General features: G+C 67.2%; 19 protein-coding genes. 13 read left to right on the top strand and 6 right to left on the bottom strand.

Annotated features, from left to right (window positions below; all coding sequences use genetic code 11):
- The first annotated feature begins 19 nt into the window (after window positions 1–19).
- The 12 genes from DDT93_RS22400 to DDT93_RS22340 all read left to right on the top strand — a co-directional run bounded on the left by DDT93_RS22400 (window position 20) and on the right by DDT93_RS22340 (window position 12388).
- Window positions 20–283, top strand: coding sequence for a sarcosine oxidase subunit delta (locus DDT93_RS22400; protein ID WP_109468142.1), 264 nt, complete (start codon window positions 20–22; stop codon window positions 281–283).
- Window positions 280–3210, top strand: a complete 2931-nt coding sequence (locus DDT93_RS22395; protein ID WP_109468141.1) for a sarcosine oxidase subunit alpha family protein — start codon at window positions 280–282, stop codon at window positions 3208–3210. Before DDT93_RS22400 ends, DDT93_RS22395 begins: the two co-directional genes overlap by 4 nt.
- On the top strand, window positions 3203–3733 hold the full coding sequence (locus tag DDT93_RS22390; protein ID WP_109468140.1) for a sarcosine oxidase subunit gamma: 531 nt from the start codon (window positions 3203–3205) through the stop codon (window positions 3731–3733). Before DDT93_RS22395 ends, DDT93_RS22390 begins: the two co-directional genes overlap by 8 nt.
- Window positions 3734–3815: 82 nt before the next feature.
- Window positions 3816–4121, top strand: coding sequence for a hypothetical protein (locus DDT93_RS22385; protein ID WP_408607959.1), 306 nt, complete (start codon window positions 3816–3818; stop codon window positions 4119–4121).
- Between the two features lie 105 nt (window positions 4122–4226).
- Window positions 4227–6203: a DNA primase gene (dnaG, locus tag DDT93_RS22380; RefSeq protein WP_109468139.1), complete on the top strand. Its 1977-nt coding sequence runs from the start codon at window positions 4227–4229 to the stop codon at window positions 6201–6203.
- 117 nt (window positions 6204–6320) lie between these two features.
- Window positions 6321–8306 carry an RNA polymerase sigma factor RpoD gene (gene rpoD / locus DDT93_RS22375; RefSeq protein ID WP_109468138.1) on the top strand — a complete coding sequence of 662 codons (1986 nt, stop codon included), beginning with the start codon at window positions 6321–6323 and terminating at the stop codon, window positions 8304–8306.
- Between the two features lie 198 nt (window positions 8307–8504).
- The gene (locus tag DDT93_RS22370) at window positions 8505–8927 is read left to right on the top strand and encodes a hypothetical protein (RefSeq protein ID WP_109468137.1); all 423 of its coding nucleotides are present in this window, start codon (window positions 8505–8507) and stop codon (window positions 8925–8927) included.
- 34 nt (window positions 8928–8961) lie between these two features.
- The gene (locus tag DDT93_RS26575) at window positions 8962–9369 is read left to right on the top strand and encodes a hypothetical protein (RefSeq protein ID WP_157960258.1); all 408 of its coding nucleotides are present in this window, start codon (window positions 8962–8964) and stop codon (window positions 9367–9369) included.
- 10 nt (window positions 9370–9379) lie between these two features.
- Window positions 9380–9799: a secondary thiamine-phosphate synthase enzyme YjbQ gene (locus DDT93_RS22355; RefSeq protein ID WP_109468134.1), complete on the top strand. Its 420-nt coding sequence runs from the start codon at window positions 9380–9382 to the stop codon at window positions 9797–9799.
- Between the two features lie 174 nt (window positions 9800–9973).
- The gene (nrdR, locus tag DDT93_RS22350) at window positions 9974–10441 is read left to right on the top strand and encodes a transcriptional regulator NrdR (protein WP_109468133.1); all 468 of its coding nucleotides are present in this window, start codon (window positions 9974–9976) and stop codon (window positions 10439–10441) included.
- Window positions 10438–11535, top strand: coding sequence for a bifunctional diaminohydroxyphosphoribosylaminopyrimidine deaminase/5-amino-6-(5-phosphoribosylamino)uracil reductase RibD (gene ribD, locus DDT93_RS22345; protein ID WP_269800959.1), 1098 nt, complete (start codon window positions 10438–10440; stop codon window positions 11533–11535). Before nrdR ends, ribD begins: the two co-directional genes overlap by 4 nt.
- Window positions 11536–11632: 97 nt before the next feature.
- Entirely contained in the window at window positions 11633–12388 is a 756-nt protein-coding gene (locus DDT93_RS22340) for an SDR family NAD(P)-dependent oxidoreductase (protein WP_109468131.1), read from the top strand.
- On the opposite strand, the gene DDT93_RS22335 is transcribed toward DDT93_RS22340, so the two are convergent.
- Window positions 12385–13041, bottom strand: a complete 657-nt coding sequence (locus tag DDT93_RS22335; RefSeq protein ID WP_109468130.1) for a glutathione S-transferase family protein — start codon at window positions 13039–13041, stop codon at window positions 12385–12387. The two genes, DDT93_RS22340 and DDT93_RS22335, sit on opposite strands and share 4 nt — an antisense overlap.
- 188 nt (window positions 13042–13229) lie before the next feature.
- Between DDT93_RS22335 and DDT93_RS22330 the strand changes: the two genes are divergently transcribed.
- On the top strand, window positions 13230–14027 hold the full coding sequence (locus tag DDT93_RS22330; RefSeq protein ID WP_157960257.1) for a helix-turn-helix transcriptional regulator: 798 nt from the start codon (window positions 13230–13232) through the stop codon (window positions 14025–14027).
- An 8-nt stretch (window positions 14028–14035) separates the two neighbouring features.
- Here DDT93_RS22330 and DDT93_RS22325 read toward each other — a convergent pair whose 3' ends face one another.
- Genes DDT93_RS22325 through DDT93_RS22305 form a run of 5 tightly spaced genes read right to left on the bottom strand, consistent with a single transcriptional unit; the run spans window position 14036 to window position 19033 of the window.
- Complete coding sequence (locus DDT93_RS22325) at window positions 14036–14962, bottom strand: carbohydrate kinase family protein (RefSeq protein WP_109468128.1); 927 nt, start codon at window positions 14960–14962, stop codon at window positions 14036–14038.
- A gap of 1 nt (window position 14963) precedes the next feature.
- Window positions 14964–16418, bottom strand: a complete 1455-nt coding sequence (locus tag DDT93_RS22320) for a mannitol dehydrogenase family protein (RefSeq protein WP_198654943.1) — start codon at window positions 16416–16418, stop codon at window positions 14964–14966.
- Window positions 16418–17191, bottom strand: coding sequence for an L-iditol 2-dehydrogenase (locus tag DDT93_RS22315; protein WP_109468126.1), 774 nt, complete (start codon window positions 17189–17191; stop codon window positions 16418–16420). Before DDT93_RS22315 ends, DDT93_RS22320 begins: the two co-directional genes overlap by 1 nt.
- Window positions 17188–18192: an ABC transporter ATP-binding protein gene (locus DDT93_RS22310; RefSeq protein ID WP_109468125.1), complete on the bottom strand. Its 1005-nt coding sequence runs from the start codon at window positions 18190–18192 to the stop codon at window positions 17188–17190. The genes DDT93_RS22315 and DDT93_RS22310 overlap by 4 nt, the downstream gene beginning before the upstream one ends.
- Before the next feature lie 10 nt (window positions 18193–18202).
- A complete protein-coding gene (locus DDT93_RS22305) occupies window positions 18203–19033 on the bottom strand; it encodes a carbohydrate ABC transporter permease (RefSeq protein ID WP_109468124.1) in 831 nt (276 codons plus the stop codon).
- Between the last annotated feature and the right edge of the window lie 303 nt (window positions 19034–19336).

Here is a 19336-nt window from a genome sequence, read left to right as displayed (position 1 = left end):
AGAAGCAGGGGGCGGCGCGATGAGGATCACCTGTCCGATATGCGGAGAGCGCGACCGGCGCGAATTCTACTACAAGAGTGCGGCAGTGGCGCTGGAGCGCCCCGACCCGGAGGCGGGCGACGGCGTGTGGAACGACTATCTCCACCTGCGCGAGAACCCGGCGGGGGTGACCCGCGAGCTCTGGTATCACGAGACCGGCTGCAGCGCCTGGCTGGTGGTGACCCGCAATACCGTGAGCCACGAGATCCTGGACGCGGTTCTGGCCTCGGAGGCACGGGCATGAGGGTCGAGGGCAAGGGACTGATCAACCGGGGGCACCCGGTCTCGTTCACCTTCGACGGCATGCGCTACGAGGGTTACGAGGGTGACACGCTGGCCTCGGCGCTGCTGGCCAACGACGTGCGGCTGGTGGCGCGGTCGTTCAAGTATCACCGTCCGCGCGGCATTCTGACCGCGGGGAGCGAGGAGCCGAACGCGCTGGTGACCGTCGGGCGGGGCGCGCGGCAGGAGCCGAACGTGCGCGCCACGGTGCAGGAGATCTATCACGGGCTGGAGGCGCGCAGTCAGAACCGCTGGCCCAACCTGACCTGGGACGCGCTGCAGGTGAACGACCTGGCCGCGCCTTTCTTCGGGGCGGGGTTCTACTACAAGACCTTCATGTGGCCGAAAGCCTTCTGGGAGAAGGTCTATGAGCCGGCGATCCGCCGGGCCGCGGGCCTTGGCGCGCTGTCGGGCGAGAACAACGCGGACAGCTACGAGAAGGCCTATGCCTTCTGCGACCTGCTGGTAATCGGGGCGGGCCCCACGGGGCTGATGGCCGCGCTGGTGGCGGGCCGGGCCGGGGCCGACGTGATCCTTGCCGACGAGGATGCGAGCCTGGGCGGGCGGCTGCTGGCGGAGACGCACGAGGTTGACGGGATGCCCGGGGCCGAGTGGGTGCGCGAGGTGCTGGAGGAGCTGGGCGAGATGCCCAATGTCCGCCTGATGCCGCGCACCACGGTGACGGGCGCCCATGACGGCGGCACCTTTGGCGCGCTGGAACGGGTAGCGCACCATACTATCGGCCGCGCGGGCACGCCGCTGGAATGCTTCTGGCGGATCGTGGCCAAGCGCTCGATCCTGGCCGCCGGGGCGCTGGAACGGCCTGTCGCCTTCCGCAACAACGACCGGCCGGGGATCATGACGGCGGGCGCCGTGCGCGCCTATCTGAACCGCTGGGGCGTGAGCCCGGGCAAGATGGTGACGGTGTTCACCAACAACGACAGCGGGCACCGCACCGCGCGCGACCTGCTGGATGCGGGTGTGCACGTGGCAGCCCTGATCGACTCGCGCCACGATGCGCCGGATTGCGCGGGCGTGCGCGTGCTGAAGGGCGCGCAGGTTTGCGACAGCGGCGGGCGGCTGGGGCTGGAGAGCATCACCATCCGCAGCGTGTCGGGTGAGGACAAGCTGCAGACGGACTGTCTGGCCATGTCGGGCGGCTGGAACCCCACGGTGCACATGACCTGCCACATGGGCGGACGGCCGGTTTGGAATCAGGACCTCGAAGCCTTTGTGCCTGCCGAGGGCGCGATCCCGGGGATGCGCGCGGCGGGGGCCTGCAACGGGGTCTTCTCGACTGCGGGCTGCCTGCGGGCCGGGGCCGAGGCTGCCGCCGAGGCGCTGGATGCGCTGGGCGTGGCCGGAGGCGCGGTGGAACTGCCGGCCGCCGAGGACGACCCCTACCGCATTGCCCCGCTCTGGGCGGTGCCGGGCAAGGGCCGCGCCTGGCTCGATTTCCAGAACGATGTGACCGTGAAGGACGTCAAGCAGGCGGCGGTGGAGAACTTCCGCTCGGTCGAGCACATGAAGCGCTATACCACGCAGGGCATGGCGACCGATCAGGGCAAGAACTCGAACGTGGCGGCGCTGGCGATCCTGGCCGACGTGACCGGGCGGGCGATCCCCGAGACCGGGACCACCACCTTCCGTCCGCCCTATGTGCCGGTCTCGATCGCCGCGATGGGGGCCGGGTCGCAGGGCAAGGGCTTTGCCCCGCAGCGCTTTACCACCTCGCACAAGGCGAGCGTGGAGCGCGGCGCGCCGATGATCGAGGCGGGGCTGTGGTATCGCCCCAGCTATTTCCCGGTTTCGGGCGAGACCACCTGGCGGCAATCCTGCGACCGCGAGGTCAACATGGTGCGCGAGAGCGTGGGCGTCTGCGATGTCTCGACGCTGGGCAAGATCGACATTCAGGGCAAGGACGCGGCCGAGTTCCTCGACTTCGTCTATACCAACACCTTCTCGACGCTGAAGGTGGGGCGCTGCCGCTATGGGCTGATGCTGCGCGAGGACGGCTTCGTCATGGACGACGGCACCACCGCGCGGTTGAGCGAGACCCATTACGTGATGACCACCACCACCGCTGCGGCGGGGGAGGTGATGCGGCATCTGGAGTTCGTGCATCAGGGGTTGCGGCCGGACCTCGACGTGAACTTCATCTCGGTGACCGAGCAATGGGCGCAGTTCGCCGTGGCCGGTCCGAAGTCGCGCGAGTTGCTGGACGAACTGCTCGACGAGCCGCTGTCGGAAGGCGACTGGCCCTTCATGGCCTGCGGCGCCGTCGAGGTGGCGGGCGTCAAGGGGCGGCTGTTCCGCATCTCCTTCTCGGGCGAGCATGCCTATGAACTGGCGGTGCCGGCGCGCTATGGCGACAGCCTGTTCCGCCTGCTGATGGCGCGCGCCGAGGAGAAGGGCGGCGGGCCCTACGGCATGGAGGCGCTGAACGTGCTGCGGATCGAGAAGGGCTTCATTACCCATGCCGAGATCCACGGGCGCACCACGGCCTTTGACGTGGGGCTGGAGAAGATGGTCTCGGGCAAGAAGGACTGTATCGGCAAGACCATGTCCGAGCGTCCGGGCCTGTTCGGGGACGACCGCGAACAGCTGGTGGGGCTGAAGCCCGTTGGGCCGGTCAAGCAGCTGGCCGCCGGGGCGCACCTGTTCAACGAGAAGGAGGAGGCGGTGCGCGTGAACGATCAGGGCTACGTGACCTCGGTGGCCTTCTCGCCGACGCTGGGCCACATGCTGGGCATGGGCTTCCTGAAGAACGGGCGCGCGCGTCATGGCGAGACCATCCGTATGGTCGACCACCTGCGCGGTCTGGAAACCTATTGCGAGGTGATCGACCCGGTTGCCTTCGATCCCGAGGGAGGGCGCGTGCGTGGTTGAACTGGTAGCCAAGAGCGCGGGGGACGGGCTGCTGCCCGTCACCATCGGCAAGCTGAGCCTGACCGAGGAGGTGCCGACTGCGCTGACCTCGTTGATGCCGTTCAAGGGCGGTGCGGCGGCGCTGGAGGCAGCGCTGGGCGCGGGTTTGCCGGGGCCTGGGGAAAGCGGTGCCGCGGCGGGTGGCCGGGTGCTGTGGTTCGGCCAGAACCAGTACATGCTGGTCGGTGGCGCAGCCGAGGGGCTGGGCGACGCGGCGGCGGTGACCGACCAGAGCGATGCATGGGTCGTGGTGCGCCTCGAGGGCGAGGGCTGCGAGGACGTGCTGGCGCGCCTGGTGCCGCTGGACTTGCGTCCGCAGGTTTTTGCCGAGGGCCGCACCGCGCGGACCGAACTGATGCACATGATGTCCTCGGTGACCCGCGTGGGGCCGCAGGCGTTCATGATCATGGTGTTCCGGTCGATGGCGGCGACGCTGGTGCATGATCTGAAGACCGCGATGCAGGGCGTGACCGCGCGCCGCTGAGCGACGGAGGGGGCGGGCGGTTTCCGTTTCGCCCCGATCGCTCTAGAGTGCCGGGCAAGTCATTTGATTCCGGAGTATGCCCATGATGATCCGCCTCGCACTTGTCGCCAGCCTTCTTGCCAGCCCCGCCCTTGCCGCGGTGGACAAGGCCGAGGATTGCGGCCACCAGGCCCAGGTTGTTGCAGCGGTCCAGAAGGCCCGGCTGGACCGGGTCAAGGAACGCGACGTGCCGGATTACATTGCCAAGACCTATCCGACCCCGCCCTGGCCCGAGAACTACAATGCGACGATCCCGCTGATCGCGCCGTGGGTCTACGAGAAGAAGATGCGGATCGTGCGGAACTACGACCTTGCCGAGGCGTGGAACGAGGTCTGCGTCAAGAACTGAGGACGGGCCGGGGAGTGCCTCGCGGAGCGGCAGCGCGCAGGCGCGCGCCGGATCCGCGATGCCGATCCTCTGGACCTGGGGCCTCGGCCTCCGCTATAAAACCTCATGAGCCTGCCCCCCGGATTCCTGGATGAACTTCGCAGCCGCGCCAGCCTCTCGCAGGTTGTCGGGCGCAAGGTCATGTGGGACAGCCGGAAGTCGAACCAGGGCAAGGGCGACATGTGGGCGCCGTGCCCGTTCCACCAAGAGAAATCGGCCTCGTTCCACGTGGATGACCGCAAGGGATTCTACTACTGCTTCGGCTGCCACGCGAAGGGCGACGCGCTGAGTTTCATTCAGGAGACCGAGAACGTCGGTTTCATGGAGGCGGTGGAAATCCTCGCGCGGGAGGTGGGGATGCCGCTGCCGGCGCGCGATCCGCAGGCGCAGAAGAAGTCGGACAAGCGCGGCCAGCTGGTCGAGGTGATGGAGCAGGCGGTGCAGTTCTTCCGCCTGCAGCTGCGCACCGGCGCGGCCGGACCGGCCCGCGACTACCTTGCCCGGCGCAAGCTGGATGACGCGGCGCTGGAGCGCTGGGAGATCGGGTTTGCGCCCGACGGCTGGCAGGCGCTGTGGGATCACCTGCGCGGCAAGGGCGTGGAGGAGGAGCTGATCCTTGGCGCGGGGCTGGCCAAGCCCTCGAACAAGGGCAAGAAGCCCTACGATACCTTCCGCAACCGGATCATGTTTCCGATCCGGGATGCGCGCGGGCGCTGCATCGCCTTTGGCGGACGGGCGATGGACCCGAACGACAACGCCAAGTACCTGAACTCGCCCGAGACCGAGCTGTTCGACAAGGGGCACAGCCTGTTCAATCACGGCCCCGCGCGGGAAGCGGCGGGCAAGGGCCAGCCGCTGATCGTGGCCGAGGGCTACATGGACGTGATCGCGCTCGATTCCGGCGGCTTCAATGCTGCGGTTGCGCCGCTTGGCACCGCAATCACCGAGAACCAGCTGCGGATGCTGTGGCGCATCGCGCCGGAGCCGATCATCGCGCTGGACGGGGACAAGGCCGGGCTGAACGCCGCCATGCGGCTGATCGACCTGTCGCTGCCGCTGCTGGAGGCGGGGCAGTCGCTGCGGTTCGCCATCATGCCCGAGGGGCAGGACCCCGACGACCTGATCCGGAGCGAGGGGCGCGACGCGGTGCAGGCGATCCTCGACGGGGCGATGCCGATGGTCAAGCTGCTGTGGCAGCGCGAGACCGAGGGCAAGGTCTTTGACAGCCCCGAGCGCAAGGCCGCGCTGGACAAGGTGCTGCGGGAAAAGATCAAGCAGATCAAGGACCCGTCCATCCGCAGCCACTATGGCGAAGAGATCAAGTCGCTGCGGTGGGATCTGTTCCGCAACCGCGGGGCGGGGCAGGGAGGCGAACGTCCGAAGCGCGAGTGGCGGTCGGGCAAGGACTGGACCCCGGGGCGCAAGGCGACGCCGGGCGCGCTGGCCTCGACCAAGACCTCTCCGCTGGTCTCGGGCGACGAGAAGGCCGAGATCGCGATGCGCGAGGCGGTGATCCTTGCGGTGCTGATCCGGACGCCCGCCATCGTGCCGCAGTTCGAGGCGGGGATCGAGCAGATGGAGTGCCACGACAGCGACCGGCGCGATCTGCGCAACCTCATCCTGAGGGTGCCGACCTCGGACGCCGATCACCTTGAACGGGAGATTCTCTCGTCAATCGGACCCGAGCCTCTTGAAAACCTGTTCTCGCTTCGCCATGTGGCCATCAACCCTTCGGTGCGCAAACCGGGCGATGTTGAGCTGGCGGAAATGACGCTGGGCGAGGAACTCGCAAAACTTCAGGCGCAACGAGGGCTGAGCGCCGAGATCGCGGATGCCGTGGAGGATCTGTCCCTTGGGAGTGACGAGGCCCTGACCTGGCGCCTTGGCCAGGCGGCCGAGGCGCGGAACCGGGCGATGCGGTCGCAGCAGGAGGACAGGGCAGAGTACGACACCGGCGAGAACGGAGCCCGAATCAACCGGGATGAACGCAACGCTTTTGCCTCTTTGTTGGAACAGATTGGTTACTCCAAACGGCAACAGTGAAGCGTTTTCCTGAGGGAACGCCAAAGAAAATTGGGTAAACGGGTAGCCGAATCATCAGATCGCGCTATTGATTCGCAGATCAGCGAATCGCCCGAAGACCCCGCGCAGGAGCAATGCATGGCTGCCAAAGACAACGACGAGACCAAGACCGAAGAGCAGGATGCCGAGATCTCGCTCGACATGAGCCAGGCCCAGGTCAAGAAGATGATCGCCGAGGCGCGCGAGAAGGGCTACATCACCTACGACCAGCTCAACCAGGTTCTGCCGCCGGATCAGGTCAGCTCGGAGCAGATCGAGGACGTGATGTCGATGCTCTCCGAGATGGGCATCAACATCATCGAGGACGAGGAAGCCGAGGAAGAAGAGAACAAGGGCTCGACCGAGGTCGTGGCCCAGAACGACGCGCGTGAAGTCGCTCTTTCGACCGGTGGCAACGAGAAACTCGACCGTACCGACGATCCGGTCCGGATGTACCTGCGCGAGATGGGCTCGGTCGAACTGCTGAGCCGCGAGGGCGAGATTGCCATCGCCAAGCGGATCGAGGCCGGTCGCAACACCATGATCGCGGGGCTCTGCGAAAGCCCGCTGACGTTCCAGGCGATCACCATCTGGCGCGACGAACTTCTGTCCGAGGACATCCTGCTGCGCGATGTCATCGACCTTGAAACCACTTTCGGCAATCAGCTGGACGAAGACGGCGACGTGGACGAGCCTATCGTCTCGGCCAACAACGTCGAGACGCCCAAGGCCGAGAAGGACGATTCCCCCGAGCTCGACGCCGACGGCAACCCGATTGCCAAGGATGACGACGACGAGGATGACGAGCAGGCGAACATGTCGCTGGCGGCGATGGAAGCGGCCCTGAAGGATCAGGTTCTGAACACGCTGGAGCGCATCGCCAACGACTATTCGACGCTGTCGGAGATGCAGGACAGCCGGATTTCGGCCACGCTGAACGAGGACGATTCCTTCTCGGATGCGGACGAGGACCAGTACCAGCGCCTGCGCTCGGAGATCGTCGTTCTGGTGAACGGGCTGCACCTGCACAACAACCGTATCGAAGCGCTGATCGACCAGCTGTACGGTATCAACCGCCGCGTGATGGCGATTGACAGCGCGATGGTGAAGCTGGCCGACCAGGCCCGCATCAACCGCCGTGAATTCGTAGACGAGTACCGTGGCCGCGAACTCGACCCCAACTGGCTGACCGACATGGCGGACAAGCCGGGCCGGGGCTGGCAGATGTTCATCGAGCGCTCGACCGAGAAGGTCGAGGAACTGCGGTCGGACATGGCGCAAGTCGGCCAGTACGTCGGCCTCGACATCAGCGAATTCCGCCGCATCGTCGCGCAGGTCCAGAAGGGCGAGAAGGAAGCCCGTCAGGCCAAGAAGGAAATGGTCGAGGCGAACCTCCGCCTCGTGATCTCGATCGCGAAGAAGTACACCAACCGCGGTCTGCAGTTCCTTGACCTGATTCAGGAAGGCAACATCGGCCTGATGAAGGCCGTGGACAAGTTCGAGTACCGCCGCGGCTACAAGTTCTCGACCTATGCGACGTGGTGGATCCGGCAGGCGATCACCCGGTCCATCGCGGACCAGGCGCGCACCATCCGTATCCCGGTGCATATGATCGAGACGATCAACAAGCTGGTCCGGACCGGCCGCCAGATGCTGCACGAGATCGGCCGCGAGCCGACCCCGGAAGAACTGGCCGAGAAGCTGCAGATGCCGCTCGAGAAGGTCCGCAAGGTGATGAAGATCGCCAAGGAGCCGATCTCGCTCGAAACGCCGATCGGCGACGAGGAAGATTCGCAGCTGGGCGACTTCATCGAGGACAAGAACGCCGTTCTGCCGCTGGATTCCGCGATTCAGGAAAACCTCAAGGAGACGACGACCCGCGTTCTGGCGTCGCTCACCCCGCGCGAGGAGCGGGTTCTACGGATGCGTTTTGGCATCGGCATGAACACCGACCACACGCTGGAAGAGGTGGGCCAGCAGTTCAGTGTGACCCGCGAGCGTATCCGTCAGATCGAGGCGAAGGCGCTGCGCAAGCTCAAGCACCCGAGCCGCTCGCGCAAGCTGCGCTCGTTCCTGGATCAGTGATCGCAGGACGATCCGGAACGGACAGGATGACCATCGGGGCGGAGTAACTTCCGCCCCTTTTTCTTGCCTTGGTTTAGTTCGGGCCCGGCAGCTTTGCCGCAAGTTGCCCAATTTGTGATCCGCTTCATATTGCCTTGCGGCGCGGAGCAGCTACCCTCTGCGCATGGGTCGGGTCATTCACGAGAAAGGCTCTTTAAGATGAAGCATTTGTCAGTCGTTGTTCTTGGGGCCAGTCTGGCCCTCGTTCCCGCCGCCTCCTTTGCATGGCGCGCGGTGAACCTCTTGGAAGTCTTTCCTGCCGGGAACGGAGCCTTCGAGGTCGTGTCGCGGCCGGGATCGGGGGCGTCGAATTTCTGGTGTGCGGCGGGGGACTATGCATTGCGGCAGCTTGGTGCCGCTGCCGCCCAGCGAATCTATATCGTCAAACCATCCAGCCGCAGCAGCCAGTATGGCGGCAAGGCCACCGTGCAGTTCTCGCTGAGCCCGCCGGCCTCCGGTGCGGCCGATCCGGGATATTCGCTGTCGGTGAAGGTGATGGGAGACAACCTGACTGCGGCGTTCGCCCAGCAGTATTGTCATGACTTCGACGCGGACAAAGGCAGCATGATCCGGCGCAGGTAGCGGACCTGACCGGGCCACGAGAGGAGAGCAGCGGATGTTGAAATCCCTGAGCATCATGGCAGTCGCGCTGACCATGACCGCGACATCGGTGACTGCGGCCCCCTGGGTGGCGCTGAACCGGAACAAGGTGAACCCCTTGCCGGACGGCAGCTTTGAAGTGATTGCGCGCCCCGGAGACGGCGGCGCGCAGCTCTGGTGCGCGGCGGGCGACTACGCGGTGCGGGTGCTGCGGGCACGGGCCGCCGACCGCATCTACATCACGCGGGGGCGGGCTGCGCCCGAGACCGGCGCCGGCAAGTCCGCCGTCCAGTTCTCGATGACACCGCCGCCCGGCGTGACCCCGGGGCAGAAGACCGTCCTGCTGAACATGAAGACGGTTGGCGACAACCTGTCCTCCGCTTTCGCGCAGAACTACTGCAACCTCGAGTGGGAACTGCACTGAGGGACGCGGCGTGCTGACCGAATTCACCCTGCGGACGCGGGGGCAGGGGCTTTACGAGTTCACGCGGGAGGTCTGCGGCTGGCTGCGGCAGGAGGGCGCGGGCGATGGGCTGCTTACGCTGTTCGTCCGGCACACCTCGTGCTCGCTGTTGATCCAGGAAAATGCCGATCCCGATGTCCGGACCGATCTGATGGCCTGGCTCGGGCGGTTCGTGCCGCCCGCGACCGATCCGTCGCTGTCCTACCTGCAGCACACGCTGGAAGGCCCGGACGACATGCCCGCCCATATCAAGGCGGCAGTGCTGCCCGTTTCGCTCTCGGTTCCGGTGAGCGAGGGGCGGCCCCTGCTGGGCACATGGCAGGGGATCTACCTGTTCGAGCACCGGGACGCCCCGCACAGCCGCCGGGTGGCGGCGCATTTCTCTGGCTGACTGCGGGCGGGCGAGGGTCTGCCCGAAAAATCAACAGACTAGCGGGTGAAATGCGTGTAAGTTGCCACAGGATATAGTGTCACAGAAATAGCACTACACAACGCTTGACTGTCCGCCTATAGTCGATGTGGGTAAGGGGAGTAGCCCCCCAATCGAAAGTAATGGGGAATAGCCATGCGCTGTCCGTTTTGCGGCAACATCGACACCCAGGTGAAGGACAGCCGTCCGGCCGAGGATCACGTCTCGATCCGGCGGAGGCGCTTCTGCCCCGCGTGCGGTGGTCGCTTCACGACCTACGAGCGCGTCCAGCTGCGCGATCTCGTGGTCATCAAGACCAGCGGCAAGCGCGAGGATTTCGACCGGGACAAGCTAGAACGGTCCATCCGCATCTCGATGCAGAAGCGTCCGATCGACCCGGAGCGGATCGACCAGATGATCTCGGGCATCGTGCGCCGTCTGGAGAGCATGGGCGAGACCGATATTCCCTCGAAGAAGATCGGCGAGATCGTGATGGAGGCGCTGGCGCGGATCGACACCGTGGCCTACGTGCGCTTCGCGAGTGTTTACAAAAACTTTCAAGCGGCAGATGATTTCGAGGACTTCGTCCACGAACTGCGGCCACCGGTGCCGCCGGAAGAGTGAAAGACACCGACAAGAGGTACATGGCCCTTGCGCTGGCCCTCGGGCGGCGTGGACAGGGCAATTGCTGGCCCAACCCGGCGGTCGGCTGCGTCATCGTGCGCGATGGCAGGATCGTCGGGCGCGGCTGGACCCAGCCGGGAGGCAGGCCCCATGCCGAGGTCGAGGCGCTGGCACAGGCCGGAGCGCTGGCCCGGGGGGCAACGGCCTATGTGACGCTGGAGCCCTGTTCCCACCACGGCAAGACACCGCCCTGCGCCGAGGCGCTGATCGCTGCGGGCGTCGCCCGGGTGGTTGCGGCAATCGAGGACAGCGATACCCGGGTTGCGGGGCAGGGGTTTGCCCTGCTGCGTGCGGCGGGGGTCGAGGTGACGACCGGCGTGCTGGAGGACGAGGCGGCGCTGGATCACGCCGGGTTCTTCATGAAGACCGAGCAGGGGCGCCCCTTTGTCACGCTGAAGCTTGCCTCGAGCCTCGATGGCCGGATCGCCACCGCGACGGGGCAGAGCAAGTGGATCACCGGGCCCGAGGCGCGGCGCGAGGTGCATGCCATGCGCGCGCGCCACGACGCGGTGATGGTCGGGGCGGGGACGGCGCGGGCCGATGACCCCTCGCTGACCGTGCGCGACCTTGGGATCGAACACCAGCCGGTTCGGATCATCGCCTCGCGGCGGCTGGACCTGCCGCTGATCAGCCAGTTGGCGCGGACCGCACGGCAGACACCGGTCTGGCTGTGTCACGGGCACGGCGCGGATACCGAGCGGCTGAAGGCGTGGGAAGGGCTGGGGGCGCGGCTGTTCGGCTGCCGCCTGACCAGCGGCCAGATCGACGCCGCCGACATGCTGGCGCAACTCGGGCATGCCGGGCTGACGCGGGTGTTCTGCGAAGGGGGCGGCACATTGGCGGCCTCCTTGCTGACCGCCGACCTGGTGGACGAGATGGTGGGTTTTTCCGCGGGTCTGGCCATCGGGGCGGAGGGGCTGCCCTCCATCGGTGCGCTGGGCATCGACCGGCTGGCGAACGCGCCGCGCTTCGATCTGGTCGAGACCCGCGCGATTGGCGCCGACATCCTGCATCGCTGGCGCCGCGCGCACTGAGGTTCCCCGACATTGACAGTCCCGCCGGGCTCGGGATGATCCTGTCTGCGCGGGCGGACGGACGTGCGCCGCGCGGGAGGACAAGGAGGAGGACAGCATGACGGGCAAGGTTGCTCTGGTCACGGGGGCTGCACGGGGGATCGGGCTTGCCACCACGAAACTGTTTCTGGAAGACGGCTGGCGCGTCGCGATGGTGGATTGCGACGGGGCCGAACTGGAGGCCGCCGCCGGGACGCTGGAGGGCGTGGTGGCGCTGACGCATGACGTGTCGGAGCCGGAGCAGGTTAGGGCGATCGTCGCGGGGGCGCTGGCCGCCTTCGGGCGGATCGACGCGCTGGTGAACAACGCCGGGGTGGCGGATTTCGGGCCGATTGAAGAGACCGACTTTGCCCGTTGGCGCCGGGTGATGGCCACCAACCTCGACGGGGTGTTCCTGCTCTCGCAGGAGGCGACGCCGGCGCTGAAGGAAAGCCGGGGCGCGCTGGTCAACATCGGGTCGATCTCGGGGCTGCGGGCCTCGACCCTGCGCGTTGCCTATAGAACCTCGAAGGCTGCGGTGATCCATCTGACCAAGCAGCAGGCGGCGGAACTGGGCGAATACGGCATCCGCGCCAATTGCGTCTGTCCGGGGCCGGTGCGCACCAAGCTGGCGATGGCGGTGCACACGCAGGACATCATCGACGCCTATCACGACGCGATCCCGCTGAATCGCTACGGCAGCGAGCGCGAGATTGCCGAGGTGGTGGTCTTTCTCTGCTCGGAGCGGGCGAGTTATGTCACCGGCCAGATCATCGCCGCCGATGGCGGGTTCGAGAGCACCGGCGTCGGGCTGCCCGCGCTGCGCAAGGGTTAGAGGGTGACGCCGCCGATCTGGGCCTGTTTCGCTGCTGCGAGCTGAACCTCCTGCGCACGCTGGAAGGCGGGGCGCGCGGTCAGCCTTTCGTACCACGCGAGGCAGAGCGGCGGGAGGTCGTCGCGCAGGTCGATCATGAGCGCGACCTGCATGGCATAGGCCACCGAGATATCGGCCATGGTGAACCCGGTCTTGAGCAGGAAGCTGCGGCCGTCCGAGAGGGTCTGCTCGGCAAGGCGGAGGCGGGCGAGGAACCAGACGCGGTAGTCTTCGGCGGCCTGTGGTAGGCGGCGTTCCGGCGGCTCCAAGCGGCTGTAGCGCAGCACGAGGGTCTGCGGGAAGGTCAGCGTCGCCTCGCCGTGGTGCAGCCAGTTGAGATAGGCCCCGAACTCGGGGTGGGCCTCGTCGCAGGTCAGCCTGCCGCCGCCGTGACGCCGCCCGAGGTAATGGGCGATGGCCGCGGATTCGGTCATCCGGGTCTCGCCGTCGACGAGCAGGGGGATGGTGCCGAGCGGGTTCTGGTCGAGGAAGTCCTTCTGGAACACCCGGGGCGGAAAGGGCAGCACCCTCAGGTCGTAGTCGAGTTCCAGTTCCTCGAGCGCCCAGAGCGCCCGGAACGAGCGCGCGTTCACGCAATGCCAGAGTTGCAGCACGATCCATCTCCCCGCGTGGTTTTCTCCTTCTGGCAGATTGCCGGAGAACGCGCTTGTGGCAAGACGCTGGGACGCCGCGTCGCGAATTGACCGGGGTCAGGACCGAACCTAGGCTCTGGGCGAGGAGACAAGGCGGCGATGCCCGGAGTGGCATGCCGCGCGATCATGCGACTGACGGGAGGCAGGCCATGACCGGGGAAACCGAAAGCGGCAAATTCATGCTGTGCACGCGAGACCGGGTGTTCTACGCCGGGCTGCTGGGGCGTGGCATGAAGACAAGGCGCATGGGCGGCGCGGGGATTTACGTGGCGCCGGAGGGGCCGGTGCGGATCAAGATCGGCGACGGGCCGTGGCAGGAGCGCGAGATCGCCGCACTGGCGCCCGGATGCGCGCACAGGGCCGAGACGCGCTCGGGGCGGATCATCAGCCTGTTGATCGAGCCGGAACGGGTGGAAGCCGAGGCGCTGGAGCGGTTGATCGAGACGCTGAACGGGGGCGGGGACCAGTCGGTGGCGATTGCGCGGATCCGCGGGGCCGCCGGGCGGTTGCGGCAGTTGCCCGACAGCGAGCCGCCGTCAGCCGAGACCTTTGACCGGCTGGTGCTGGGCCGCGCGCTGGCGGGGCGGACGCTCGACGCGCGGATCGAGACGGTGCTGGAGCGGTTCGACGAGGAAGACCGCGAGACGCGCCTGTCGGCGGATACCTGCGCCGGGGAGGCGGGACTGTCGACCTCGCGCTTCCTGCATCTGTTCAAGGAACAGACCGGCGTTTCGTTCCGGGCGCTGAGGATGTGGAAACAGGCGCGGGGGTTCCTCTATCACGCCAACCACGACAGCAGCCTGACCGATGTGGCCTTTGCCCTCGGTTATCCCGACTCGAGCCATTTCAGCCATTCGATCCGCCGGATCTACGGGTTGCAGCCCCGCTCGATCCGCGTGGGGTCGCGGGATCTGGAAGTGCTGGCCTCGGACCGGGTCTGCGCCTGAGCGCAGGCTTATAGTTCGGAGGCCCAGGGCGGATTGGCCCCGGCGCGCGAGACCGTGACGGCGGCGACGCGGGCACCGTGGCGCAGCGCCTGTTCCAGCGCGTCCGGCGCCAGCGAACGGAGGCGGGTCTTTTCCAACTGTCCCAGTTCGGAGAGCTTGGCGAGCACACCGGCGTTGAAGGTATCGCCCGCGCCGACGGTGTCGACGACCTGCACGCGCGTGGCAGGGGCGTGAACCTCGGTGCCGTCGGCCATGAAGCCGGTGGCGCCGTCCTGACTGCGGGTCAGGATCACCAGTGCCGGGCCCTTGTCGAGCAGCGTGTCGATCTTTTCCCGCAGGGAGAGCGGCTCGGGGATGATCCAGTTCAGGTCCTCGTCCGACACCTTGACGATATCGGCGTGGCGGACCATGCGGTCGAGCCTTGCGCGGTAGCGCCCGATGTCGCGGATGAAGCCCGGGCGGATGTTCGGGTCGAGCATCATGGCGCGCCCGGCGGAGGCGGTTTCGGCGAGCGCGGCGTAGGTGTCGGCACCGGGTTCGCAGGCGAGGCTGATGCCGCCGAAGTAGAGCGCGGTGACGTCCGCGGAAATGGCCGGGAGGTCCTCCGGGGTCAGCATGCGACCGGCCGAGTTCTCGTCGAAGAAGGTGTAAGTCGCGTGACCGTCGACAAGGTGCACGAAGGCGAGCGTCGAGTGGCGGTCGGAGTGGATCACCAGCGAGGTGTCCACGTGGCTTGCCGCGAGGGCCGCGCCGAGGGTGTGCCCGAACAGGTCGGTGGAGAGGCCGGTGAGCATACCCGTGGCGGTGCCGAGGCGACCGAGTGCGATGGCGGTGTTGAAGATGGCACCCCCGACGTGCGGCACGAAGGCATCGGCCCCGGCGCCGGTGGTGCCGGGGATCATGTCGATCAGGGCCTCGCCGCAGCAGAGGATCATGTCAGGTCGTCTCGCCATTCAGGTAGTCGCGCAGGACCGCGCGCGCGTCGCCGGTCCAGAGCCGGTCTATCGCCCGGGCGAAGGCTTCGGCAAGCGCGGCGTTGCGGCCAAGGGGGCCGAAGATATCGGTGAGGGCGAGGAAGGCGCCGGGATCGTCGCGCGTGGCCCGGGCGGCCCGGGCCAGCGTTTCGGCGCGGGGGTCGTCGAGCGCGGTTGTCTCGGCGCAGTAGCGGCACCACAGGGCTACCTCCAGCGCGAGGCCGTCGATCGGCTTGCCAGCCGCGAGGGCCTCGGTGATGGTCGGGAGCACGAACTTCGGCTGCCGGTTCGACCCGTCCTGACAGAGGCGCGCGATGGTGTCGCGCACCTGCGGATTGGCGAAACGCCCGGCGCAGGTGGCGAGGTAGTCGTGGTAGTTCTCGCCCGGGATCGGCGTCAGTACCGGGATCACCTCGCGCTGCATCAGCTGGTCGAGCCATGCGGCGATGTCGGGGTCCGCCATCGCCTCGTGCACGCCCTCGTGGCCCAGCAGGGCGGCAGGGTAGGCGATGGCAGCGTGCCCGGCGTTGAGGATGCGCAGCTTCATCGTCTCGTAGGGCATCACGTCGGGCACGAACTGGGCGCCGACCTTGTCGAGGGCCGGTCGGCCCAGCGGGAAGTTGTCCTCCATCACCCACTGGCGGAAGGGTTCGCAGATGACGGGCGAGGCGTCGTCGATCCCGAAGGTGTCCCTGACCAGTGCGCGGGTGGTGTCGGTGGTGGCCGGGGTGATGCGGTCGACCATCGAATTCGGGAAGGCGACCTCGGCGGCGATCCAGTCGCGCAGTTCCTCGGAGATCAGCCCGGCAAGGCCGACGACGGCGGCGCGGGTGACGTGGCCGTTCTCGGGCAGGTTATCACAGGAGAGGATGGCCGGAGGCGGGTGCCCGGCGAAGCGGCGCGCGCGCAGACCCGCGAGCAGGATGCCGAAGACCGTCTGCGGCGAGTCCGGGTCGGCGGCGTCGGAGCGGATCTCGGGGTGGGCGGTGTCGAAGGCGCCGGTCTGGGCGTCGATGTAGTAGCCGCCCTCGGTGATGGTGAGCGAGACGATGCGGATGGCCGGATCGGCGATATGGGCGATGATCCGTGTGGCGTCGATCTCGCAGAAGTCGATCATCGCGCCGGTGACGCGGGCATCGGTGCGGCCCGGGCTCATCTCGACCACGGTGGTCAGCCAGTCCTGTCCCTGCAGCGCGTCGCGCCGGGCGGCGTCGAAGGGTTTGATCCCCGCGCCGACGATGGCCCAGTCGTGGCCTTCGCCGAGATTGAACAGGTCGTCGAGATAGATGGCCTGATGGGCGCGGTGGAAGTTGCCCACGCCGATGTGCAGGATCCCGGGGGTCAGCGCGGAGCGATCGTAGGCCGGGGTCGCCACGCGGGAGGCGAGGGGCGCGAGGGTTTCGGCGGAGAGTTTCATCAGCTCATCCATTGGCCGCCATCCACGTTGTAACATTGCGCCACGATGTAGTCGGACTCGGGGCCGGCGAGGAAAATCGCCATGCCGGTCAGATCCTCGGCGGTGCCCATGCGCCCGTAGGGCACGGCCTCGCCGACCTCTTTCTTCTTCTGGCCGGGGGCCTTGTTCTCGTACTTGGCAAAGAAGGCGTCGACGCCGTCCCAGTGCTCGCCGTCCACCACGCCGGGGGCGATGGCGTTCACGTTGATGCCGTGTTCGATCAGGTTGAGCCCGGCGGACTGGGTCAGGCTGATCACGGCGGCCTTGGTGGCGCAGTAGACCGCGACAAGGGGCTCGCCCCGGCGGCCCGCCTGGCTGGCCATGTTGATGATCTTGCCGCCGCCGCCGCGCGCGATCATGTGGCGCGCGACCGCCTGCATGGTGAAGAGCGTTCCGGCCACGTTGACGCCGAAGACGCGGTCGTAGTCGGTGCGGTCGATCTCGACGAGGGGGGCGGCGGTGAACAGCGCGGCGTTGTTCACGAGGATGTCGATGCGGCCCATGCCGTCGACGGCCTGTGTCACCGCCTGTTCGATACTGTCCTGCCGGGTCACGTCCATTTCCACCGCGATGGCCTCTGCGCCGAGCGCGGTTGCAGTCTCACGGGCGCGCCCGATGTCGATATCGGCGATGGCCACCCGGGCGCCCTCGCGCAGGTAGGCTTCGGCAAAGGCGCGGCCAATGCCGCGGGCGGCGCCGGTGATCAGCGCGCATTTTCCGTCCAGTCGTTTCATTCTTGTCTCAGGCCTTGGGCGTCGAACTTGTGGATCACGTCGGCACGCGGGGAGAGCGTGACGCGGTCGCCGTGGCGGAACGACACCTCTCCGCCGGCGCGCACGGTGATGGTCTCGGCGAGGCCGGTCTCGTGGATGTGGAGGAAGGTGTCGGAGCCGAGGTGCTCGGACACGCCGACGACGCCGGACCACTCTCCGCCGGTTGGCGACACCGCGATGTGCTCGGGGCGGATGCCGATGGTGTGGGCGCCGTGGCGGGTGGCTTCCGGCCCCTCGATCAGGTTCATCTTGGGCGAACCGATGAAGCCCGCGACGAAGGTGTTGCGCGGGGTGTGGTAGAGTTCGAGCGGGCTGCCCACCTGCTCGATGTGACCGGCGCGCAGCACGACGATCTTGTCGGCCATGGTCATCGCCTCGACCTGGTCGTGGGTGACGTAGATCATCGTGGTCTTGAGACGTTCGTGCAGTTCGGAGATCTCGAGGCGCATCCCCACGCGCAGGGCGGCGTCGAGGTTCGACAGCGGTTCGTCGAAGAGGAAGGCCGCCGGTTCGCGCACGATGGCGCGGCCGATGGCGACGCGCTGGCGCTGGCCACCCGAGAGCTGGCCGGGCCGCCGGTCGAGGTAGTCCGAAAGGTTCAGCACCGCGGCCGCGTTTTCGACCCGCTTGTCGATCTCGGCCTTGTCCATTCCTGCCATGCGCAGGGGGAAGGCGATGTTCTTGCGCACCGACATGTGGGGGTAGAGCGCGTAGGACTGGAACACCATTGCCAGCCGCCGCTTGGCCGGGGGCACGTTGGTCGCGTCCTCGCGGTCGATGCGGATCTGGCCGCTGGAGACATCCTCCAGCCCCGCGATCAGGCGCAACAGGGTGGACTTGCCGCAGCCGGAGGGGCCGACGAAGACGGTGAATTCGCCGTCGTCGATGGTCAGGTCCAGCGGGGGGATGACCTGAACGTTGCCGAAGCTTTTCGTGACGTTGTCGAGAACGATGCGTCCCATGAGTTTCCCCTTATTTCACCGCGCCGAAGGTCAGGCCGCGGACGAGTTGTTTCTGGCTGAACCAGCCGAGGATCAGGATCGGCGCGATGGCCATGGTCGAGGCGGCGCTGAGCTTGGCGTAAAACAGGCCCTCGGGGCTGGAATAGCTGGCGATGAAGGCGGTGAGCGGCGCCGCCTTGGCGGCGGTCAGGTTCAGCGTCCAGAAGGCCTCGTTCCAGGCGAGGATGATGTTGAGCAGCAGGGTGGAGGCGATGCCCGGCACTGCCATCGGCGTCAGCACGTAGAGGATCTCTTCGCGAAGGGTCGCGCCGTCCATGCGCGCGGCCTCGAGGATCTCGCCCGGGATTTCCTTGAAGTAGGTGTAGAGCATCCAGACGATGATCGGCAGGTTGATCAACATCAGCACCACGGTCAGACCGATGCGGGTATCGAGCAGGCCCATTTTGATGAACAGCAGGTAGATCGGGTAGAGCACGCCGACCGCCGGGAGCATCTTGGTCGAGAGCATCCACAGCAGGATGTCCTTGGTCCGGCGCGAGGGCACGAAGGCCATCGACCAGGCCGCGGGCACGGCGATGATCAGGCCGAGGACGGTGGAGCCGCCGGCGATGATCACCGAGTTCCAGAGGAACCGCATGTAGTCCGAACGCTCCTGCACGACCCGGTAGTTTTCGAGGGTCCAGTCGAAGAACAGGAACACGGGCGGATCGCTGATCGCCTGCGCCTCGGTCTTGAAGCTGGTGAGGATGGTCCAGAGGATCGGAAAGAAGATCAGCAGACCGATCGCCCATGCGAGGGCGGTGTTCACGGCCTTGCGTTGCCGGGTCACTGCGCGTGCCATGTCTCAATCCTCCCATATCGGCGCGGTGCCGGGTCGTTTGGTTGCCCTGTCGGCGGACAGGTGCTTTGCGGGGTGGCGGTTGGCGGGGTGCCGGGTGGTTCGGGGTCCCGGGGCAGGCCCGGGACGGGGTGGGTGTCGCGCCCCGGCCTTGCGCCGGGGCCTCGGGTGGCTGCGTGGGCGGTAGGTGCGGGGTCCCGGGGCAGGCCCGGGACGGGGTGGGTGTCGCGCCCCGGCCTTGCGCCGGGTGCTCGGGTGGATGGGCGCGCGTTTGGTGCGGGGTCCCGGGGCAGGCCCGGGACGGGG

Source organism: Albibacillus kandeliae, assembly GCF_003116585.1.
Taxonomy (GTDB): Bacteria; Pseudomonadota; Alphaproteobacteria; order Rhodobacterales; family Rhodobacteraceae; genus Albibacillus; species Albibacillus kandeliae.
This window is presented reverse-complemented; position numbering and strand designations above follow the sequence as displayed.

Coding starts and splice junctions, on each gene's coding strand:
- DDT93_RS22400 (WP_109468142.1), top strand. CDS start 20: ATGAGGATCACCTGTCCGATATGCGGAGAGCGCGACCGGCGCGAATTC.
- DDT93_RS22395 (WP_109468141.1), top strand. CDS start 280: ATGAGGGTCGAGGGCAAGGGACTGATCAACCGGGGGCACCCGGTCTCG.
- DDT93_RS22385 (WP_408607959.1), top strand. CDS start 3,816: ATGATGATCCGCCTCGCACTTGTCGCCAGCCTTCTTGCCAGCCCCGCC.
- dnaG (WP_109468139.1), top strand. CDS start 4,227: ATGAGCCTGCCCCCCGGATTCCTGGATGAACTTCGCAGCCGCGCCAGC.
- rpoD (WP_109468138.1), top strand. CDS start 6,321: ATGGCTGCCAAAGACAACGACGAGACCAAGACCGAAGAGCAGGATGCC.
- DDT93_RS22370 (WP_109468137.1), top strand. CDS start 8,505: ATGAAGCATTTGTCAGTCGTTGTTCTTGGGGCCAGTCTGGCCCTCGTT.
- DDT93_RS26575 (WP_157960258.1), top strand. CDS start 8,962: ATGTTGAAATCCCTGAGCATCATGGCAGTCGCGCTGACCATGACCGCG.
- nrdR (WP_109468133.1), top strand. CDS start 9,974: ATGCGCTGTCCGTTTTGCGGCAACATCGACACCCAGGTGAAGGACAGC.
- DDT93_RS22340 (WP_109468131.1), top strand. CDS start 11,633: ATGACGGGCAAGGTTGCTCTGGTCACGGGGGCTGCACGGGGGATCGGG.
- DDT93_RS22330 (WP_157960257.1), top strand. CDS start 13,230: ATGACCGGGGAAACCGAAAGCGGCAAATTCATGCTGTGCACGCGAGAC.
- DDT93_RS22325 (WP_109468128.1), bottom strand. CDS start 14,962: ATGATCCTCTGCTGCGGCGAGGCCCTGATCGACATGATCCCCGGCACC.
- DDT93_RS22320 (WP_198654943.1), bottom strand. CDS start 16,418: ATGAAACTCTCCGCCGAAACCCTCGCGCCCCTCGCCTCCCGCGTGGCG.
- DDT93_RS22315 (WP_109468126.1), bottom strand. CDS start 17,191: ATGAAACGACTGGACGGAAAATGCGCGCTGATCACCGGCGCCGCCCGC.
- DDT93_RS22310 (WP_109468125.1), bottom strand. CDS start 18,192: ATGGGACGCATCGTTCTCGACAACGTCACGAAAAGCTTCGGCAACGTT.
- DDT93_RS22305 (WP_109468124.1), bottom strand. CDS start 19,033: ATGGCACGCGCAGTGACCCGGCAACGCAAGGCCGTGAACACCGCCCTC.